Annotated in this window: 14 protein-coding genes and 2 pseudogenes; 6 read left to right on the plus strand and 10 right to left on the minus strand. The window is 65.0% G+C overall.

Going from position 1 to position 18,345, the window contains the following annotated elements; translation table 11 throughout:
• Window positions 1-39: 39 nt before the first annotated feature.
• Window positions 40-591, minus strand: a complete 552-nt coding sequence (locus KKQ75_RS08105; RefSeq protein ID WP_213361429.1) for a PadR family transcriptional regulator — start codon at window positions 589-591, stop codon at window positions 40-42.
• 105 nt (window positions 592-696) lie between these two features.
• Here KKQ75_RS08105 and KKQ75_RS13065 point away from each other — a divergent pair.
• Both KKQ75_RS13065 and KKQ75_RS13070 read left to right on the plus strand, forming a co-directional pair.
• Window positions 697-2,733 (plus strand): annotated as a pseudogene (locus KKQ75_RS13065) (FAD-dependent oxidoreductase); the annotation flags it as partial.
• Window positions 2,734-2,817: 84 nt separating this feature from the next.
• Window positions 2,818-3,924, plus strand: a pseudogene (locus KKQ75_RS13070) (enoyl-CoA hydratase-related protein); the annotation flags it as partial.
• 21 nt (window positions 3,925-3,945) lie between these two features.
• Here KKQ75_RS13070 and KKQ75_RS08115 read toward each other — a convergent pair.
• On the minus strand, window positions 3,946-4,800 hold the full coding sequence (locus tag KKQ75_RS08115) for an EamA family transporter (RefSeq protein ID WP_213362721.1): 855 nt from the start codon (window positions 4,798-4,800) through the stop codon (window positions 3,946-3,948).
• Here KKQ75_RS08115 and KKQ75_RS08120 point away from each other — a divergent pair.
• Window positions 4,688-4,963, plus strand: a complete 276-nt coding sequence (locus tag KKQ75_RS08120; RefSeq protein WP_213362831.1) for a hypothetical protein — start codon at window positions 4,688-4,690, stop codon at window positions 4,961-4,963. The two genes, KKQ75_RS08115 and KKQ75_RS08120, sit on opposite strands and share 113 nt — an antisense overlap.
• Before the next feature lie 114 nt (window positions 4,964-5,077).
• Here KKQ75_RS08120 and KKQ75_RS08125 read toward each other — a convergent pair whose 3' ends face one another.
• Together KKQ75_RS08125 and KKQ75_RS08130 are read right to left on the minus strand one after the other, a co-directional pair.
• A complete protein-coding gene (locus KKQ75_RS08125; protein ID WP_213361432.1) occupies window positions 5,078-6,373 on the minus strand; it encodes an acetyl-CoA hydrolase/transferase family protein in 1,296 nt (431 codons plus the stop codon).
• A 172-nt stretch (window positions 6,374-6,545) separates the two neighbouring features.
• On the minus strand, window positions 6,546-7,892 hold the full coding sequence (locus tag KKQ75_RS08130) for an acetyl-CoA hydrolase/transferase family protein (protein ID WP_213361434.1): 1,347 nt from the start codon (window positions 7,890-7,892) through the stop codon (window positions 6,546-6,548).
• A 208-nt stretch (window positions 7,893-8,100) separates the two neighbouring features.
• Between KKQ75_RS08130 and ilvD the strand changes: the two genes are divergently transcribed.
• Together ilvD and KKQ75_RS08140 are read left to right on the plus strand one after the other, a co-directional pair.
• On the plus strand, window positions 8,101-9,966 hold the full coding sequence (gene ilvD / locus KKQ75_RS08135) for a dihydroxy-acid dehydratase (protein ID WP_213361436.1): 1,866 nt from the start codon (window positions 8,101-8,103) through the stop codon (window positions 9,964-9,966).
• A gap of 67 nt (window positions 9,967-10,033) precedes the next feature.
• Entirely contained in the window at window positions 10,034-10,933 is a 900-nt protein-coding gene (locus KKQ75_RS08140) for a DMT family transporter (protein ID WP_213361438.1), read from the plus strand.
• A 95-nt stretch (window positions 10,934-11,028) separates the two neighbouring features.
• Here KKQ75_RS08140 and KKQ75_RS08145 read toward each other — a convergent pair whose 3' ends face one another.
• A complete protein-coding gene (locus tag KKQ75_RS08145; protein WP_213361440.1) occupies window positions 11,029-12,456 on the minus strand; it encodes a solute carrier family 23 protein in 1,428 nt (475 codons plus the stop codon).
• 235 nt (window positions 12,457-12,691) lie between these two features.
• Here KKQ75_RS08145 and KKQ75_RS08150 point away from each other — a divergent pair, with 235 nt between their 5' ends.
• A complete protein-coding gene (locus KKQ75_RS08150) occupies window positions 12,692-13,891 on the plus strand; it encodes an alpha/beta hydrolase family protein (RefSeq protein ID WP_213361442.1) in 1,200 nt (399 codons plus the stop codon).
• A 22-nt stretch (window positions 13,892-13,913) separates the two neighbouring features.
• Here KKQ75_RS08150 and dtd read toward each other — a convergent pair whose 3' ends face one another.
• From dtd to KKQ75_RS08175, 5 genes are all read right to left on the minus strand, one after another.
• Window positions 13,914-14,369, minus strand: coding sequence for a D-aminoacyl-tRNA deacylase (gene dtd / locus KKQ75_RS08155; RefSeq protein ID WP_213361444.1), 456 nt, complete (start codon window positions 14,367-14,369; stop codon window positions 13,914-13,916).
• Window positions 14,366-15,001: a DsbA family protein gene (locus tag KKQ75_RS08160; RefSeq protein ID WP_213361445.1), complete on the minus strand. Its 636-nt coding sequence runs from the start codon at window positions 14,999-15,001 to the stop codon at window positions 14,366-14,368. Before KKQ75_RS08160 ends, dtd begins: the two co-directional genes overlap by 4 nt.
• A gap of 14 nt (window positions 15,002-15,015) precedes the next feature.
• Complete coding sequence (locus KKQ75_RS08165) at window positions 15,016-15,270, minus strand: DUF1289 domain-containing protein (RefSeq protein WP_213361446.1); 255 nt, start codon at window positions 15,268-15,270, stop codon at window positions 15,016-15,018.
• 63 nt (window positions 15,271-15,333) lie between these two features.
• The gene (locus KKQ75_RS08170) at window positions 15,334-16,254 is read right to left on the minus strand and encodes a hydroxymethylglutaryl-CoA lyase (RefSeq protein ID WP_213362722.1); all 921 of its coding nucleotides are present in this window, start codon (window positions 16,252-16,254) and stop codon (window positions 15,334-15,336) included.
• Window positions 16,255-16,272: 18 nt separating this feature from the next.
• The gene (locus KKQ75_RS08175; protein WP_213361447.1) at window positions 16,273-18,315 is read right to left on the minus strand and encodes an acetyl/propionyl/methylcrotonyl-CoA carboxylase subunit alpha; all 2,043 of its coding nucleotides are present in this window, start codon (window positions 18,313-18,315) and stop codon (window positions 16,273-16,275) included.
• Window positions 18,316-18,345 lie beyond the last annotated feature (30 nt).

The following is an 18,345-nucleotide window of genomic DNA, read 5'->3' on the forward strand; positions in this document are numbered from 1 at the left end:
CTGCGGGTTTTTTGTTGGCCGTTTCACGGCGTGTGGCTGCTACCCGGCGCTTTCCGGCACAGGGCGGGCCAGCACCTCCAGCGCATCCGTGAGCAAATCCACCCACTGGCTTTCATAGCGGATCCCGCCTCGCAGCACCACATGCTGCAGCGCGGCGCCACGCTCTGCCGGCGCCCCACCCGGAAAGTCCCGCGCTTCGATCTCCCGGTACTGCGCCAGCTTGTCCTGATGCAGGGCCAGATGCCGGCGGATTTCGTCTTCCAGCCCGGTCGGGCCCACAATGGCTTCGGCACGCAGGCGCACCAGCAGGGCATCGCGCAGCACCGTGGGCTCCTCGGGCAGCCTCAGCCAGTCCCGCAGGGCCTCGCGGCCGGCCGGCAGGATGCGGTAGGCGCGCTTGCGCCCGCGCGTCGGCTCCTCGGGCAGGGATTCGATCCAGCCGGCCTCTTCCAGCCGCGCCAGTTCCCGGTAGATCTGCTGATGGGATGCGTGCCAGAAATGACCGATGGAACGGTCGAAACGCGAAGCCAGATCCGACCCCGATGCGGGCCGTTCCAGCAAGGCCGTGAGCAATGCGTGTGGAAGCGACATGGGGCCCAGTGTACCGCCGCGCCCTCCTCGGGATAACCCGATGCATTCTTTATGCAACCAGTTGCATAATCGACCCATCCGCATCTGACACTGGACCGAGACCTCATGCAAAGCCCTGCCCCGCACTATCCCCACCTGCTCGCCCCGCTCGACCTGGGCTTTACCACCCTGCGCAACCGCGTGCTGATGGGCTCCATGCACGTCGGGCTGGAAGAAGTCGACAACGGTTTCGAGCGCATGGCCGCGTTCTACGCCGAACGCGCGCGCGGCGAGGCAGGCCTGATCGTCACCGGTGGCATCGCCCCCAACGAGCGCGCCCGCCCCATGCCGGGCGGCGCCATGCTCACCACCGAGGAAGAGGCGGAGCAGCACCGCATCGTCACCCGGGCCGTGCATGCCGAAGGCGGCAAGATTGCCATGCAGATCCTGCATTTCGGCCGCTATGCCTACCATCCGGACATGGTCGCGCCCAGCGCGCTCAAGAGCCCGATCACGCCTTTCACGCCGCACGCGCTCACCGGCGACGAGGTGGAGCAGACCATCGCCGACTTCGTCCGCTGCGCCGCACTGGCGCAGCACGCCGGTTACGACGGCGTGGAGATCATGGGCAGCGAGGGCTACCTCATCAACGAATTCATCGCCCTGCGCACCAACCAGCGCACCGACGAATGGGGCGGCAGCTACGCCAACCGCATCCGCTTCCCGGTGGAGATCGTGCGCCGCGTGCGCGAGCGCGTGGGCCCCAATTTCATCATCATCTACCGCCTGTCCATGCTGGATCTGGTGGAAGGCGGCTCCACGCTGGAAGAAGTGATCCAGCTGGCGCAGGCCGTCGAGGCCGCGGGCGCCACCATCATCAACACCGGCATTGGCTGGCACGAGGCCCGCATCCCCACCATCGCCACCAGCGTGCCGCGCGGGGCCTTTGCCTGGGTGACGCAGAAGCTCATGGGCCATGTCAAGGTGCCGCTGGTGGCCACCAACCGCATCAACACGCCGGAACTGGCCGAACAGTTGCTGGCCGACGGGGTGTGCAACATGGTGTCGATGGCGCGCCCCTTCCTGGCCGATGCGCAATTCGTGCAGAAGGCGCGTGCCAGCCGCGCCGCCGACATCAACACCTGCATCGGCTGCAACCAGGCCTGCCTGGATCACACCTTCGCCGGTAAGGTCACCTCCTGCCTCGTCAACCCGCGTGCCTGCCACGAGACGCTGCTCAAGGTCGAGCCGGCTGCCTCCCTCCGGCGCGTTGCCGTGGTCGGCGCCGGCCCGGCCGGGCTGGCCTTTGCCACCACCGCGGCCGAGCGCGGCCACCAGGTCACCCTGTTCGATGCGGCTGCCGAAATCGGCGGCCAGTTCAACATCGCCAAGAAGGTGCCGGGCAAGGAGGAGTTCCACGAAACCCTGCGCTACTTCGGCCGCCGCGTGGCCCAGACCGGCGTGCATCTGCGTCTGAACACCCGCGTGAGCGCCGCCGAGCTGCATGGCTTCGACGACGTGGTACTGGCCACCGGCATTCATCCGCGCAAGCCGGACATTCCCGGCATCGATCATCCCAAGGTACTGAGCTATCTGGACGTGCTGCGCGATGGCAAGCCCGTCGGACAGCGGGTGGCGGTGATCGGCGCGGGTGGCATCGGCTTTGATGTGAGCGAATACCTGGCCCATGGCGGCGCACACGCCGCAGACGCGGCCAGCGTACCCGCCGCGCCCTTCTATGCCGAATGGGGGGTGGATACCAGCTACGCCCGGGCCGGCGGAATCGCCGAGCCGCATCCCCCCGCCTCTCCCCGCCAGATCTGGCTGCTGCAGCGCAAGACCAGCAAGGTCGGCGACGGCCTCGGCAAGACCACCGGCTGGATCCACCGCGCCTCGCTCAAGAGCCGCCACGTGAAGATGGTGGCCGGTGCCAGCTACGAGCGCATCGACGATGCCGGCCTGCACATCACGGTCGACGGCCAGCCGCAGCTGCTGGAGGTAGACAACGTGGTGATCTGCGCCGGCCAGGAACCGCAGCGCGAACTGCTGGCAGCCTGCCTCGCCGTCGGCCAGCGCGTGCACCTGATCGGCGGCGCCGACGTGGCCGCCGAACTCGACGCCAAGCGCGCCATCAAGCAAGGCACCGAACTGGCTGCCTCCCTCGAAACCGCAACCCCGTTTACCGATCCGACCATGCCCACGACCCAGACCAACGACTTCTTTACCCTGAGCGTCCAGAACGCGGTGGCACACCTGCAATTCAACCGCCCGGACCGCCTCAACGCCATGAGCCTGCCGTTCTATCCGGCGCTGCGCGATGCGGTGCGTGCGCTGGACGCCGAAGGCCAGGTGCGCGCGATGGTGATCAGTTCCACTGGCAAGCACTTCTGCGCCGGCATGTCACTGGAGACCTTTGCCAGCAGTGAGGGGCACGCCTTTGCAGTCAACACGCCTCGCGAGCGGCAGCGCTTCCAGCACATGCTGGAGCAGCTCATGGACTGCTTCACTGCGCTCGAACAGGTGCGCTTTCCGGTCATCGCGGCCGTGCAGGGCGGCTGCATCGGCGCCGGTCTGGATCTGGTCGCCGCCTGCGACATCCGCGTCTGTACCGCGGATGCCTTCTTCGCCCTGCAGGAAACGCAGATCGGCATGGTGGCCGACCTGGGCGTGCTGCAACGCCTGCCCAAGATCATTCCCGAAGGCGTGGTGCGCCAGATGGCCTACACCAGCGAGCGCCTGCCCGCCGGACGCGCCCTGAGCGCCGGCCTGGTCAACGCCGTGCTGCCCGACACCGCCGAACTGATCCACCACGCGCTGACGCTGGCACAGAACATCGCCGCCAAGTCCCCCATGGCCGTGGCCGGCAGCAAGGCCGCCATCACCTACGCCCGCGATCACGGCACGGCAGAAGCGCTGCACCACATGGCGGTGCTGCAGAGCGCCTGCTTCGATCCCGCCGAAATGGCCGAGGCAATTACCGCCTGGCAAGGCAAGCGGGACGGGGAATTCGCGCCGCTGAAGAGCATCGTCCCGCTGCAGAACGCTGCGCCGGCCGCGGCAACACAGGCGCAAGCCGGCGCAAGTGCCACGGCCCAACCCGCAGCAACCGCCAAGGCGGCTGCCCCGGCCGCTCAGACTGGCCCCGGCCTTTCGGTCCAGTCGCTCGTCAAGGAACTGCTGGCCAATGCCCAGGCCCAGGCCGTGCTCGAGCAACACCTGCCCGGCTTTGCCCAGCACCCGCAACTGGCTATGGCCAAGGGCATGCCGCTGGTGACCGTGGCCAAGTTTTCAGGGGGCCTGATCACCGAGGAACTGCTGGCCCAGGTCGACACGGCGCTCAAGGCGCTGGGCTGAGCCTGACGCTGGCGGGGCGCTTCAGCGCGGCATCATCACGACGATGGCGCCCAGCGCCAGCAGTACGCCCAGCAGGTTCAGCTTGCTGAGCGGCTCGCGAAAGGCCATGGCCCCCACCAGCGTGCCCAGCACGATCACGCCCATGTTCATCGCCGAGAACACCAGCGCCGGATTGCCCGGCAGGCTCTGGTGCGCGCGGATGTAGGTGTAGATGTTGGCGAAATTGAGTGCGCCCAGCAGAATGCCGGTCAGCAGGTGCCCCAGGCCCCAGCGCGTCTTGTTCGCTGCCAGGTACAGCAGCATCAGCACGCCGGCCAGTACAAAGGCCGCCAGCAGTCCACCCGAGAAGGCCGCGCCCGCCTTGGCCATCTGCTTGAACAGCACGTCGATCACGCCATAGCCGAACAGCACCACCAACGGCCACAACCAGGTGCCGCCCTTGCCCGCCCCGCCTTTGGAGGGCTTCCACAGCAGACACAGGAGCGCCGCAAACGCCAGCCCCACGCCCAGCATTTTCTGTTCGGTGAGCTGCTCGCCAAAGATGAGAAAGGCCGACAGCAGCGGAATGATGAGCGACAGGCGCTGCGCCGCATCGGTCCGCACGATGCCCGCGGCATGCACCGACCTGGCCAGCGCCAGGAAAATCGTCGGCAGCAGCACACCGAGCGCCAGAAAGATCCCCACCGGCTGGCCCGGACTCATCAGCTTGCCCAGATCCGGCCTGAGCAGCACGACGCAGAGCGTGGACGCCACCACATAGTTCATGAAGATGGCCTGGCGTGCATCCAGCCCCCTGCTGCGCCCGGCCTTCAGCAAGACCCCCACGGACACGCTGCACACCACGCTCGTGCCCAGAAACATCAATCCAGTTGCCAGTGACATGGAAATCCCCCGAAATCATCTGCCGCGCATCCGGGGCATTCCGGATGCGCGACGCCTGCCCGGCATTATCAAAACAACCTGCCCCGAAACCGCCTTTCTGACGAAAAAATCGTTTTTCAGCGCCATTTGCGCGTTGCCGGTAAATGCCGCGTGTTGAGCAGCTGTTGAGCCAAAAATAAAGGCAGATGCGCACAACGTGCCGCATCTGCCTGCATCTTTGCTGCGCCGCCAGGTGACCGGAATCAAGCAGGCGGTGTCCTGCGGGCCCCGATCAGGCCAGCTTCATCTTCTTCGCTTCTTCCAGCAGTTCGTCGCGGAACTTGGGATGCGCGATGGCGATCAGCGCCTTCACGCGCTCGCGTGCGGTCTTGCCGCGCAGCTGGGCCACGCCATACTCGGTCACCACGTAGTTCACATCGTTCTTGCTGGTGGTCACGAAGGTACCGTTCGCCAGCGTGGGAGTGATGCGGGAAATGGTGTCGTTCTTGGCAGTAGACGGCGTCACGATGAAGGACTTGCCGCCCCTGGAACGGTTGGCCGCACGCACGAAGTCGGCTTGGCCGCCCGTGCCGGAGTAGGCGCGCCAGCCCTGGGATTCGGAGCCGCACTGGCCGGCAAAGTCGATCGCCATGGTGGCGTTGATGGAGATCAGGTCGTCGTTCTGGCCGGCCAGATACGGATCGTTGGTGAAGTCCACCGGATGCATTTCCATCATCGGGTTGCGATCCATGAACTTGTACAGCTTGTCCGAACCCAGCGCGAAGGTGGCCAGCATCTTGCCCGGCAGGTAGTTCTTTTTGCGGTTGGTTACCACGCCAGCTTCCACCAGCGTCATGATGCCGTCACCGATCATCTCGGTGTGCACGCCCAGATCCTTCTTGTGCGTGAGCTGCATCACCACGGCGTCCGGAATGGCACCGTAGCCGATCTGCAGCGTGGCACCGTCCGGGATCATGTCGGCCACGTATTTGCCGATGGCTTCCTGCACCGGGCCGATGGTGGGCAGGCCTACGGTGCTGACCGGAGTCTCGTCCTCGACGATGGCGGTCACGTCGGAAATGTGCACATGGCAGTTGCCATAGGAGAACGGCACGTTGGGGTTCACTTCAAACACCACCGCACGCGCCTTCCTGATGGCAGCCATGGTGTAGTCGGTGCCCAGGCTGACGGAGAAGTAGCCGTGGTTGTCCATGGGAGAGACCAGCGCAAACACCACGTCGGCGGGCATCTGGTTGTTCTCGTACAGCATGGGCATTTCGGAGAAATAGTTGGGGATGTAGTCCCCCCAGCCGCCGTCCACCGCGTTGCGCGTGTGGCCGCTCAGGAAGTAGGCCACGGGACGCACGTTCTCGGCGGTTTCCGGATCGAAATAGTCGAACTTGCGCACCGGCAGGATCTGCGACACCTTCACGTCGCGGAAGTTGCGGCGCTGCTCGGAAAGGGCCGTCATCAGGGCCGGAGGCTCGCCCACGCCAGTAGGCACCACCACCGTGTTTCCGTTGTGCACCAAGCCCACGGCATCGGCGGCAGACATGCGTTTTTCTTGGTATTGAGTCTGGAAAGACATTCTTGCTCCTGTGTTTCGTACGTGCTAGATCAGGGATTATCCTAGCCTGCTATCCTACTATGCAATCCTGGTGACGGGCGAATTCAGTAGCCCTGAAAGGGTAACGCTCATACAAAAAACCACGCGCGTACACAAGGCGTACGCGCGTGGCTGTCCGGGGGAAAAAGCCGCGTCAGGCGAGCTTGTTGGAACGGCGCCAGATGCCCATGGCCGCAGCATCCTTGATCAGCTGGTCACGGAAGTCCGGATGCGCGATGTTGATCAGCGCTTCGGCACGCTGCCAGGTCGACTTGCCCTTCATCTGGGCGTAGCCGAACTCGGTCACCACGTAGTGCACCAGCGAACGCGGGCAGGTCACGATGGAGCCGGGCGACAGTGTGGGCACGATGCGCGAAGCCATGGTGCCGTCCTTCTGCTTGTAGGTGGAGCCGATGCAGATCAGGCCCTTGCCACCTTCCGAGTTGAAGGCGCCCAGAATGAAGTCGAGCTGGCCACCGGTGCCGGAAATCTGGCGCGTACCGGAAGACTCGCTCGACACCTGCGTGAACAGGTCCACCTCGATGGCATTGTTGATCGCGAACACCTTCGGGTTGCGGCCGATCACGCAGGGATCGTTGGTGTAGTCCACCGGGTAGATGGCGGCTGCCGGGTTGTTGTCGAGGAAGTCGTACAGCTTCTGCGAACCCATGGCAAAGGTGTACACCATCTTGCCCTGGTCAATACCCTTGTTCTTGCCGGTGATGCGGCCGGCCTCGTACATGTCGACATAGGAGTCGGCCAGCATCTCGGTGTGCACGCCCAGGTCCTTCAGGTCGCTGTGCGCGATCATGGAGCCCACGATATTGGGCAGCGCGCCAATGCCCAACTGGATGGTGGCACCGTCCTCGAGCAGCTGCATCACGTGCTTGGCGATGCCCATGTCGGCCTCGCTGGCCTGGGTTTCGGGCAGCTGCACCAGCGGCGTGTTGGGGCCCTCGATCACCATGTCGATTTCGGAAATGTGGATGCCCTCGTCACGGCCACCCAGGCAGCGCGGCACCGTGGTGTTGACTTCCAGAATCGCCTTCTTCGCCTTGCGCAGATAATCCGGCGTCATCGAGCAGCTGGTCGAGAAGTTGAAGAAACCGTTGGCATCCATGGGAGTGACCTGGGCCACCGCCACGTCCGGGCTCTCGTACAGGCGCACTGCCTTCGGGCCCTGGTGGTAGGAGAAGGGAATGTAGCTTGCCAGGCCGCGCTCGGCGTACTTGCGGCCCAGACCGGAGAAGTGCCAGTCGTTCCAGATGAAGGATTCGCGGGCCGGATCAGCCTCGACGCAGGCCAGCGGCTTCAGGCGCGTGGTGGTGATCAGGTTCACATCCTGCAGTTCGCTGCAGCGTGCGGCCAGCGCCGCGTCGAATGCCTCGACGTTCTGCGCGAACTCGCCGACAAATACCGTGTCGCCCGACTTCACCACGGCGGCCGCCACTTCGGCGGAGACATGCTTTTGTTGATACAGATTTTGCTCGTTCATTCCCATGGTCAACCCCTCCATTACAACTAGTAGGATTTTACCATTGTCAATAGGGGAATTCGCCAGCAAAGCCGCACCGGCACACCATGAATCCCGGGGTGGTCATGCCCCGGGCACGGGACGCCCCCACACACTGGCTCCCCCGGTCGATTTGGCATAATCGCAAGATGCCGTGGACACTGCATGTCCGGCATCACCTCACAAGGAATTCCCCGTGCCCGCCTACCGTTCCAAGACTTCCACGCATGGCCGCAACATGGCCGGCGCCCGCGCCCTGTGGCGCGCCACCGGCATGACCGACGCCGACTTCGGCAAGCCGATCATCGCCATCGCCAACTCCTTCACCCAATTCGTTCCCGGCCACGTGCACCTGCACGACCTGGGCCAGTTGGTGGCACGCGAAATCGAGGCGGCCGGCGGCATCGCCAAGGAATTCAACACCATCGCCATCGACGACGGCATTGCCATGGGCCACAGCGGCATGCTGTACAGCCTGCCCAGCCGCGACCTGATCGCCGACAGCGTGGAATACATGGTCAACGCACATTGCGCCGACGCGCTGGTCTGCATCAGCAACTGCGACAAGATCACCCCCGGCATGCTGATGGCCGCCATGCGCCTGAACATCCCGACCATCTTTGTCTCCGGTGGTCCGATGGAAGCCGGCAAGGTCATCGCCATTGCCGACGGCAACAAGGTCGAACGCAAGCTGGACCTGATCGACGCCATGATCGAGGCCGGCGACAGCAGCGTCTCCGACGAGACCGTGGCCCAGGTCGAGCGCAGCGCCTGCCCCACCTGCGGCTCCTGCTCCGGCATGTTCACCGCCAACTCCATGAACTGCCTGACCGAGGCGCTGGGCCTGTCGCTGCCCGGCAATGGCTCGCTGGTGGCCACCCATGCGCAGCGCAAAGAGTTGTTCCTCGAAGCCGGCCGCGTCGCCGTGGAACTGGCGCGCCGCTACTACGAGCAGGATGACGCCAGCGTGCTGCCGCGCAGCATCGCCACCAAGGCCGCATTCGAGAACGCCATGAGCCTGGACATCGCCATGGGCGGCTCCACCAACACCATCCTGCACCTGCTAGCCGCCGCCAGCGAAGCCGGCGTGGACTTCAAGATGGCCGATGTCGACCGCCTGAGCCGCGTCGTTCCGTGCCTGTGCAAGGTGGCACCGGCCACACAGAAGTACCATATGGAAGATGTGCACCGCGCCGGCGGCGTGATGGCCATCCTGGGCGAACTGGACCGTGCCGGCCTGATGCAGACCGGCGTCAGCACGGTGCACGCACCCACGCTGAAGGACGCCCTGCAGCAGTGGGACGTGATGCAGACCGCCGAAGGCAGCGCGGCGCACCAGCGCTTTGTTGCGGCACCGGGCGGCATCCGCACCACGCAGGCCTTCAGCCAGAGCCGCGTCTACCCCAAACTGGACGTGGACCGTGCCGAAGGCTGCATCCGCGACAAGGAACACGCCTACTCGCTGGAAGGCGGGCTGGCCGTGCTGTTCGGCAACCTGGCCGAGCGCGGCTGCGTGGTCAAGACTGCCGGCGTCGATGAAAGCATCTGGAAGTTCAACGGCCGCGCCCGCGTGTTCGAAAGCCAGGACGCCGCGGTCGAAGCCATCCTGGGCGACCAGGTGGTGGCCGGCGACGTGGTGGTGATCCGCTACGAAGGCCCCAAGGGCGGCCCGGGCATGCAGGAAATGCTCTACCCCACCAGCTACCTCAAGTCCAAGCACCTGGGCAAGGCCTGCGCGCTGCTCACCGACGGCCGCTTCTCCGGCGGCACCTCGGGCCTGTCCATCGGCCACGCCTCGCCCGAAGCGGCCGAGGGCGGCACCATCGGCCTGGTGGAAGAAGGCGACACCATCGAGATCGACATCCCGAACCGCCGCATCCACCTGGCCGTGAGCGACGAGGTGCTGGCCCAGCGCCGCGCCGCCATGGAAGCCCGCGGCAAGCAGGCCTGGAAGCCGGTCAACCGCGACCGCACGGTGTCCGCCGCGCTGCGTGCATACGCCGCGATGACGACCAGCGCCGATACCGGTGCGGTGCGTGACGTGTCGCAAGTGGAGCGCTGAGCAACGCTCAAACCTATGAACCTGCAGGCGGCGGAGTGCCGCCTGCAGCTCCCTTCAAAACCTGACGATGCGCCCATCCGACTACGCGCGGCTGCTCCTGCTGGGCGCCATCTGGGGATTCAGCTTCCTGTTCATGCGCATGGTGGCGCCGGTCATCGGCGCCATCCCTACCGCGTTCTTCCGGGTGCTGTTTGCCTCGCTCGGACTCATCGTGATCCTGCTGGCCTTGCGCACGCGCTGGGATTTCCGGGGCAAGCTGCGCCAGACGCTGCTGCTGGGCGCCATCAACTCGGGCGTTCCCTTCCTGATGTACACCCTGGCGGCACGCCTGCTGCCGGCCGGGTATTCGGCCATCTTCAATGCCACCGCACCGCTCATGGGCGTGCTCATCGGCGCCCTGTTCTTCCATGAAGCTGCCACGGCGCGCAAGCTGATCGGGGTGACCGTGGGCCTGGCCGGCGTCACCCTGCTGACTGCGGTGGGGCCGGTTGCCATGGGCTGGCCGGAACTGCTGGGGGCACTGGCCTGCCTGGTCGCAACCAGCTGCTACGGGATTTCGGGCTTTCTCACCCAGCGCTGGATTCACGAGCGCGGTGGCCTCAACCCAAAACTGGTAGCCACGGGCAGCCAGTTCGGGGCCACCCTGCTGTTGCTGCCGTTCTTTGCGGCTTCCGCCACGCTCGCGCCACCGCCGAGCTGGGGCAACCCGTCACTCTGGCTGGCACTGGCCGCGCTGGGCCTGCTCTGCACCGCCTGGGCCTACATCCTCTTCTTCCGCCTGATGGAGAATATCGGCCCGGTACGCTCCCTCACTGTCACCTTTCTGGTACCCGCTTTCGGCGTCCTCTGGGGCGTCCTCTTCCTGGGCGAGCAGGTGTCCTGGGCGCATCTGGCGGGAGGCGGCATGATCGGCCTGGCCCTGTGGCTGGTGGTGTCGCATCCGGGGCAGAAAGCGGCACGCCCCTGACAAGCTGGCTGCGACCTTCCAGGGCGATTGCAGAAAAGACAAGGCCCACCGAAGTGGGCCTTGCAGGAATGCCGGAGGCAGTCAGTCAGTCAGTATCAGCTGTTGGGCTTCTTCAATGCCTGACCGTGCTCGTCACCGGCCTCGATGGAAGCAGTGTCGTCGGCAATGATGCTCAGGTCGCGCTTGCTGCGCTGCGCCGCGTTCGGGCGCTCGATCAGCCAGTACAGCGTCAGGCCGATCACCACGGCGTACACGGTGGCCTTGGCATCGGGCATGGCCAGCGTCACGGCCACGATACCGGCCACGCCGCGCTCGGCGGAGTTCTTCAGTTCTTCCATGCCCACCATGATGCAGATGTAGGCCGTCAGCACCAGCGTCAGCGACAGGGCAATCGGCAGCACGGGCTTGAACACCGACACCAGCGGCAGCATGAAGATGGCCAGCAGGCCGGTGATCCAGAAGGTACCGCCACCGGAATAGATGGAGTCCATCGCCTTGCGGCCCAGGGCGTAGCGCTCGGCCACGGTGGCGTGTGCCGCCGTCCACAGCGGGCCGGCCAGACCCGGCCACGGAGCCAGCAGGGCATGCAGGCCGTTGCGCAGCGCGGTCACGATGTGCACGCGGGTCACGTCCAGTTCGATCTTCTCGTCCTGGCGAAGGTGGTCCACGCGCTTGCACAGGGCAAAGCCGACCAGGATGTCACCGAAGGCGATCACGTAGGCGATGATGGCGGTGGGAATGGCCAGCAGGAACATGTCGGCGCTGGGCATGCCGGTGTTGTAGACGAGGTAGTTCATCATCAGCGCGAAGTTCGGCTCGGTGATGCCCCACTCGATGTCGGGCAGCGGGTACTCGCTCACCGCCCAGCCGATGCCCATGGCGATCAGCATGCCGGGGATCATGCCGAAGTTCGAGATCATCTTGGCGAAACGGTTGGTTTCGACGATGTGCTTGAACGACAGCGAGAACAGGATATAGGCCGACACGATGGAGCCGATCAACAGGGAGATCGGGGTTGCGTCGATGCGGCCGCCGGTCTTCAGCTCACCCATCATGGCGGCGATACCGGCACCGATGATGATGCCGGACTTCAGCGAGTTCGGAATCAGCGTCACCAGCTTGTTGCCCAGGCCGGTCAGGCCCAGCACCAGGAAGATGATGAACACTTCAAGCTGCAGCGCGAACATGGCGCGCACGGCCTCCGGGCCGGGTTCGAAGTTCTGCAGGTAGAGCAGCACGACCGGAATTGCCGGCGTGATCCAGCCCGGCACCAGCGGCACGCCCATCAGGGCCGGCAGCAGGTAGCCGACACCGGCCACCACACAGAAGGCCAGCGCCGCCTCGTACGGCATGGCCAGGTACTTCATCAGCAGCGGAATCATGCCGAGGCTGACGACAAACATGAACAGGCCCTGCACCATTTCGGGGAATTCCCAGCGGTAGTGGATGAAGGGCAATCGGATCTTGAAGGGGCCGGCTTTCCAGAACGGGTGTTCGGTGCCGTATTCGCGTTGAATGGCCATGGGTATCTAATTGTTAAAAGAGTGACAAACACAGGGTTTATACCAATTACTCAGCAAAAACACTGATAGGGTTTACCCTAGTGCGGTATTGCCATGGATTTGTCATCGATCTGTCGCAAGATACCATTGCTTACACCATTCTTACCGGATGCGACACAATCGGACTAGTCTGACAGCGCCCTCTTCTTTCTGCCGGCATACTGCGAAAGACCACCATCCCCAAGGAATTGTTCCCATGCTGATCGCTGCCCCCCAGCCCCTCTCCGCTGCGCCTCGCAGGCATTTTCTGGCAGCCGCCTGCCTGTCCGTGATGTTGGCTGCCTGCGGCGGCGGAGGTGGCGGCAGCGGTAGCAGCGAGCCCCCTGGCAACCTGGGAGACCTGCGTGACGCACAAGCCATCAACACGTTGACAGCAGCCAGCATTTCGCAGGCTGCAGCACAGCCGGACAGCTGGTTCAAAGGCCTTGCGGCACGCTACGATGTCAAGACCTATCGCCTGAATTACATTACCTCGGATGCTGCGGGACGCAAGCTGCTTGCCTCGGGGCTGCTGAGCGTACCGGTCAAACCGGACGGCGCATCCAGCCCCGTCCTCAGTTATCAGCATGCCACCATCTTCCGCAACGCCGAGGCGCCGTCGCAGAACGTGGTAGCGTCCGAACCGCCAGCGCAACTGGCCGCACAGGGCTATATCGTGGTCGCGGCAGATTACATCGGCTTTGGTTCTTCGTTCGGCACACAGCATCCCTACATGGAAGCCACTCCGACGGCACGCGCGGTGGTCGACATGCTGCAAGCCAGCCGCGCATGGCAATCGCAGAACCAGGTCCGGGACAACGGGCAGCTGTTCATGATGGGCTATTCCGAAGGCGGCTACGCCACCATGGCCGCCCACCGTCTGATCCAGCAGACCGGCGGGTCCATGCTGGGCAGCCTGAAGGCGGCGGTTCCGGGCGCTGGGCCGTATGATGTCAAGGCCGCACTGGACGGCCTGCTGGAGCAGACCGTGGCAAAGTACCCGGAGCTGCAAGGGATTGTCACCCCTGAAAACCTGAGCCAGCTCGGCGACACCACACGCAAGCGCCTGCGCCAGCTGATGGTGCTGGTGCTGCTGCACAACAATCAGGGGGATGTGGTGTTCCGTGTCGATGGCATCGACCGCTATCTGGCGGGGGACCTGGACGGCCTGGCCAGATACAACAGCGTGCACCTGGGCTGGGCGCCGACCGCGCCGGTCTACCTGTTCCACGGCAAGGATGACAAGACCGTGCCCTATGCAGCCTCCACCTCCGCACTGCAGGCACTGCGGCAGCAAGGGGCGACGGCCGTGTCACTCACCGATTGCACGGCCAGCCCTGCGGACCACCTCCCTTGCGTGCCGGAATACCTGCGCTTTGCCCTGGACAGGATGGGCGCGCTGGCGCAGAACCTTTAAGCACAGTCGGGCAGGGGATGCCTCAGGCCATCTCCAGCCAGATCGTGACCGGCCCGTCATTGACCAGGGCCACCTGCATGTCGGCCGCGAAAATCCCGGTGGCGACCTCGGGATGGAGCTTTCGGGCCTGCGCCACGGTGTAGTCATACAGCGCCTGCCCCAGCGCCGCAGGCGCTGCGCCGGTAAAACTGGGCCGGTTTCCCCCGCTGCAATCCGCAGCCAGCGTGAACTGGCTGACCAGCAGCAGTCCGCCCGCCGTGCTAGCGCCATCCAGATCCTGCACGCTGCGGTTCATCTTTCCCGCAGCATCGCTGAAAATCCGCAGTTTGAGGATCTTGGCCAGCAGCCGGTCGGCCACGGCCTCGGTATCCTGCGGTTCGGCGCACAGCAGCACCAGCAAGCCGGGGCCGATCTGCCCCGTCACGGCGCCATCGACCGTGACGCTGGCTTCACGCACCCGTTGCAGCAAGGCTTTCATGCGTCGGTGCCTTCCGCGGTCGTGGCACGCGCCAGCACGGCCTCGCGCAGCATGGGCAGGCCCTCCACGCCCCAGAACACCTCCGGAGTGCCGCCCTCCTCTTCCGGCAGCAGCACGCAGGTGGGCACGCCGAAAACGCCGTGCGCAATGGCCGCCTCGCCAATGGCGAACAATTCCTGCTTCACTTCCGAGTCAGCCGGATCCCGCACGGCCGGCAGGTCTCGCACCAACTCCTGCCACACTGCTTCGCGCAGGGCCGGATCATCGGCATCACGGCCGCCCTGCCAGATCGCATCGAACAGCGTTTCGCACACATGGCGGCCGGGCTGCCCCTGCGGGCTGGCGGCCAGCGCCATGCGCAACCAGGGGATGGACGAAAACGGATGGCTCGCCGGCAGGGCAAACTCCAGTCCCTGTTCGCGCGCCAGCCAGCCGGCATGGCGAAACAGCCATTCGCGCTTGGGCGGCAGGCTCACCGGAACGGGCGTGCCATGCGCTTTCAGCAGCGCTCCCAGCACCAGCGGCCGATACACCATCTGGTAGGGCAGACCAAACAGCGTGCGCGGCAAGGCATGGAAGGCCACATAGGCGTAGGGCGAGACGAAATCGAAATAAAAGTGGATGACAGGCATGGCGGCAGAACTCCTCAGCGTGGCACGGCGGCCTGGCTGCGCGCCATCAGCGCCTGCCAGATCGCTTTCTTCTCGTCCTCGTCCAGCACCGACCAGTGGGCGATTTCATCCAGCGTGCGCCAGCACCCGCGGCACTGGCCGCTGGCCGGATCGATCTGGCAGACGTTGATGCAGGGGGACGGGACTTGCGGCATGGCGAGCGCACAGGCGATGCGCTCCGCGAGCTTGCGGCTTTCTGCCGCCCGGTTGGATACGGAGGAACTGGGCATGGACGCATTATCCAGGCAAAAGAAAGGGCCACCCCGTGGCCCCCGGAAAGCTCCCGTACCCGCTCAGGCGCAAGCGGCCGACGCGCGCTTGGTCAGCAGCGCGCGCGCCACGCGCGAGCCGGACGGACGGCCCAGGAAGTCGCTGATCATCTGGCCGGCGTCAATCAGCTTGTCCAGGTCGATGCCGGTATCGATACCCATGCCGTGCAGCATGTAGACCACGTCCTCGGTCGCCACGTTGCCCGTGGCGCCCTTGGCGTAGGGGCAGCCGCCCAGGCCGGCCACAGATGTTTCATGCTGCCACACGCCCATCTGCACCGCAGCCAGCGTATTGGCCAGTGCCTGGCCGTAGGTGTCGTGGAAGTGGCCGCTGATCTGGTCCACGCTGAAGTGCTTGAGCGTAGCCTCGATGGCACGCTGCACCTTGAGCGGGGTGCCGACGCCGATGGTGTCGGCCACGGCCACCTGCTGCACGCCGATGTTCTTCAGCAGGCCGGCCAGGTATTCCACGCGCTCGGGCGCAATCTCGCCCTCGTAGGGGCAGCCCACGGTGCAGCTCATGGCGGCACGCACTTTCATGCCCGCCGCCAGCGCGGCCTCGACCACCGGAGCGAAACGCTCGATGCTCTCGGCGATGGAGCAGTTGATGTTCTTCTGGCTGAAGGCCTCGCTGGCCGCACCGAACACGGTCACTTCATCCGGCCGGGTCAGCACGGCTGCCTCATAGCCCTTCATGTTCGGCACCAGCACCGAGTAGACCACGCCCGGCTTGCGCTGGATCGCGTTCATCACCTCGGTGTTGTCGCCCATCTGCGGTACCCACTTGGGGCTGACGAAGCTGGTGGTTTCCAGCTTGGTCACGCCGGCATCCACCAGGCGATGGATCAGGTCCACCTTGATGTCGGTCGGCACGGTCTGCTTTTCGTTCTGCAGGCCGTCGCGCGGACCGAGTTCGATGATCTGGGCCTTGGTCGGCAGGGACATGCTCATCGTGCTGCTCCTTTACGCCGACTTCAGGGTCAGCAGTTCATCGCCGTCCTGCACCTGGTCGCCCGGGGCAAACAGCAGTTCGACCACTTCGCCATCGGCCGGTGCGGAGATAGTGTGCTCCATTTTCATGGCCTCCATCACCGCCAGCGGCTGGCCCTTGGTGACCTTGTCGCCGGCCTTGACGGCGAAGGACACCACCTTGCCCGGCATCGGCGCCGTCAGGCGGCCACCCTCGCCACCCTCGCCGGAGTGGAACAGGGAGTCGACCACGGTAATTTGACTGGAGCCACGCTGGCTGAACACGTTCAGTTCCTCGCCATCCAGCCAGGCCTGCAGCACCTGGCGGTCTTCGCCGTAGCGCACGTCCATGCGGCCGTCATCGCGCTCTTCCACGATCAGCGGGCCTTCGGTCAGGATTTCGGGGCGCAGCGTGCCGTCCGGCTTGCTGATCACGATGTAGTAGCTGCCGTCGTGCTCGTAGCGCAGGTCTGCCTGCAGCGGCTGGTCGCGGTACATCAGCTGGAACTGGCGGCTGAAACCGCCATAGGCGCGCCAGCCGTCGCGGCGGCTGAACGGGTCCTTGCCCTGCAGCTGCTTGTTCTCGTTGAAGATGCGGTGGCCGATGGCGGCTGCCACGCTCATGGGCATGCCCAGGCTGTCCTGGCCGAACAGCACGTCGGCTTCGCGCGGAATCAGCGCGGTATCGAGCCTGGCCTGGCTGAAGGACTCGGTGGCCAGGATCTGGCGCAGGAACTGCACGTTGGTGGTCAGACCGACGATACGCATATGCGCCAGCGCGCCGTCCAGGCGGGCCAGCGCCTGCTCGCGGTCGGCACCCCAGACGATCAGCTTGGCGATCATGGAGTCGTAGAACGGGCTGATGGCATCGCCTTCACGCACGCCGGAGTCCACGCGCGCGTCAGCACGTTCGAAGGTCACGCTCCATTCGGGCGTGCGGTACACCTTCAGCGTGCCGGTCACCGGCAGGAAGTTGTTCTCGGGATTCTCGGCGTTGATACGTGCCTCGATGGCGTGGCCCTTGATCTGCAGCTCTTCCTGCGTCTTGGGCAGTTTTTCGCCGGAGGCGACGCGCAGCTGCCACTCGACCAGGTCGGTGCCGGTGATGGCTTCGGTCACCGGGTGCTCCACCTGGAGGCGGGTGTTCATTTCCATGAAGTAGAACTTCATCTCTTCCGGCTTGTCGTAGCCACCCGGCTGCTCGACGATGAATTCCACCGTGCCGGCGCCCACGTAGTTCACCGCGCGGGCGGCGGCCACGGCGGCCTCGCCCATCTGCTTGCGCAGCTCGGGCGTCATGCCGGGAGCGGGCGCTTCTTCCAGCACCTTCTGGTGGCGGCGCTGCACGGAACAGTCACGCTCGAACAGGTACACGTAGTTGCCATGCGTATCGCCAAATACCTGGATCTCGATGTGGCGCGGACGCAGCACATATTTCTCGACCAGCACGGCGTCATCACCGAAGCTGTTGATGGCTTCGCGCTTGCAGGATTCGAGCGCAGCGGCGAAATCTTCGGCCTTCTCGACCAGACGCATGCCCTTGCCACCGCCACCGGCGCTGGCCTTGATCAGCACGGGGTAGCCGATGCGGTCGGCTTCCTTCTTCAGCAGTTCGGGATCCTGATCGGCACCGTGGTAGCCCGGCACCAGCGGCACGCCGGCCTGCTCCATCAGGCGCTTGGATTCGGCTTTCAGGCCCATGGCCAGAATGGCGGAGGCGGGCGGGCCGATGAACACCAGGCCGGCATCGGCACAGGCCTGGGCAAATTCCTCGTTCTCGCTCAGGAAACCATAGCCCGGGTGGATCGCCTGGGCGCCCTTGGCCTTGGCAGCATCGATGATGCGCTGCCATTGCAGGTAGCTGTCCTTGGGCGCGCTGCCCCCCACGTGCACGGCCTCGTTGCACAGCTGCACGTGCTTGGAGCGGGCATCGGCATCGGAATACACCGCCACCGTCTGCACGCCCATGCGGCGCGCCGTGGAAGCCACGCGGCAGGCAATTTCGCCGCGGTTGGCAATCAGGATTTTCTTGAACATCACAGTCTCCTTGGTATCTATTGTCGGGAT

Origin of the sequence: Brachymonas denitrificans (assembly GCF_907163135.1) — a bacterium.
GTDB lineage: Bacteria > Pseudomonadota > Gammaproteobacteria > Burkholderiales > Burkholderiaceae_C > Brachymonas > Brachymonas denitrificans_A.

Coding starts and splice junctions, on each gene's coding strand:
- KKQ75_RS08120 (WP_213362831.1), top strand. CDS start 4,688: ATGAAGATGGCCTGGCGTGCATCCAGCCCCCTGCTGCGCCCGGCCTTC.
- KKQ75_RS08165 (WP_213361446.1), bottom strand. CDS start 15,270: ATGCCCAGTTCCTCCGTATCCAACCGGGCGGCAGAAAGCCGCAAGCTC.
- KKQ75_RS08150 (WP_213361442.1), top strand. CDS start 12,692: ATGCTGATCGCTGCCCCCCAGCCCCTCTCCGCTGCGCCTCGCAGGCAT.
- KKQ75_RS08170 (WP_213362722.1), bottom strand. CDS start 16,254: ATGTCCCTGCCGACCAAGGCCCAGATCATCGAACTCGGTCCGCGCGAC.
- KKQ75_RS08175 (WP_213361447.1), bottom strand. CDS start 18,315: ATGTTCAAGAAAATCCTGATTGCCAACCGCGGCGAAATTGCCTGCCGC.
- KKQ75_RS08130 (WP_213361434.1), bottom strand. CDS start 7,892: ATGGGAATGAACGAGCAAAATCTGTATCAACAAAAGCATGTCTCCGCC.
- KKQ75_RS08160 (WP_213361445.1), bottom strand. CDS start 15,001: ATGCCTGTCATCCACTTTTATTTCGATTTCGTCTCGCCCTACGCCTAT.
- KKQ75_RS08140 (WP_213361438.1), top strand. CDS start 10,034: ATGCGCCCATCCGACTACGCGCGGCTGCTCCTGCTGGGCGCCATCTGG.
- dtd (WP_213361444.1), bottom strand. CDS start 14,369: ATGAAAGCCTTGCTGCAACGGGTGCGTGAAGCCAGCGTCACGGTCGAT.
- KKQ75_RS08105 (WP_213361429.1), bottom strand. CDS start 591: ATGTCGCTTCCACACGCATTGCTCACGGCCTTGCTGGAACGGCCCGCA.
- KKQ75_RS08145 (WP_213361440.1), bottom strand. CDS start 12,456: ATGGCCATTCAACGCGAATACGGCACCGAACACCCGTTCTGGAAAGCC.
- KKQ75_RS08125 (WP_213361432.1), bottom strand. CDS start 6,373: ATGTCTTTCCAGACTCAATACCAAGAAAAACGCATGTCTGCCGCCGAT.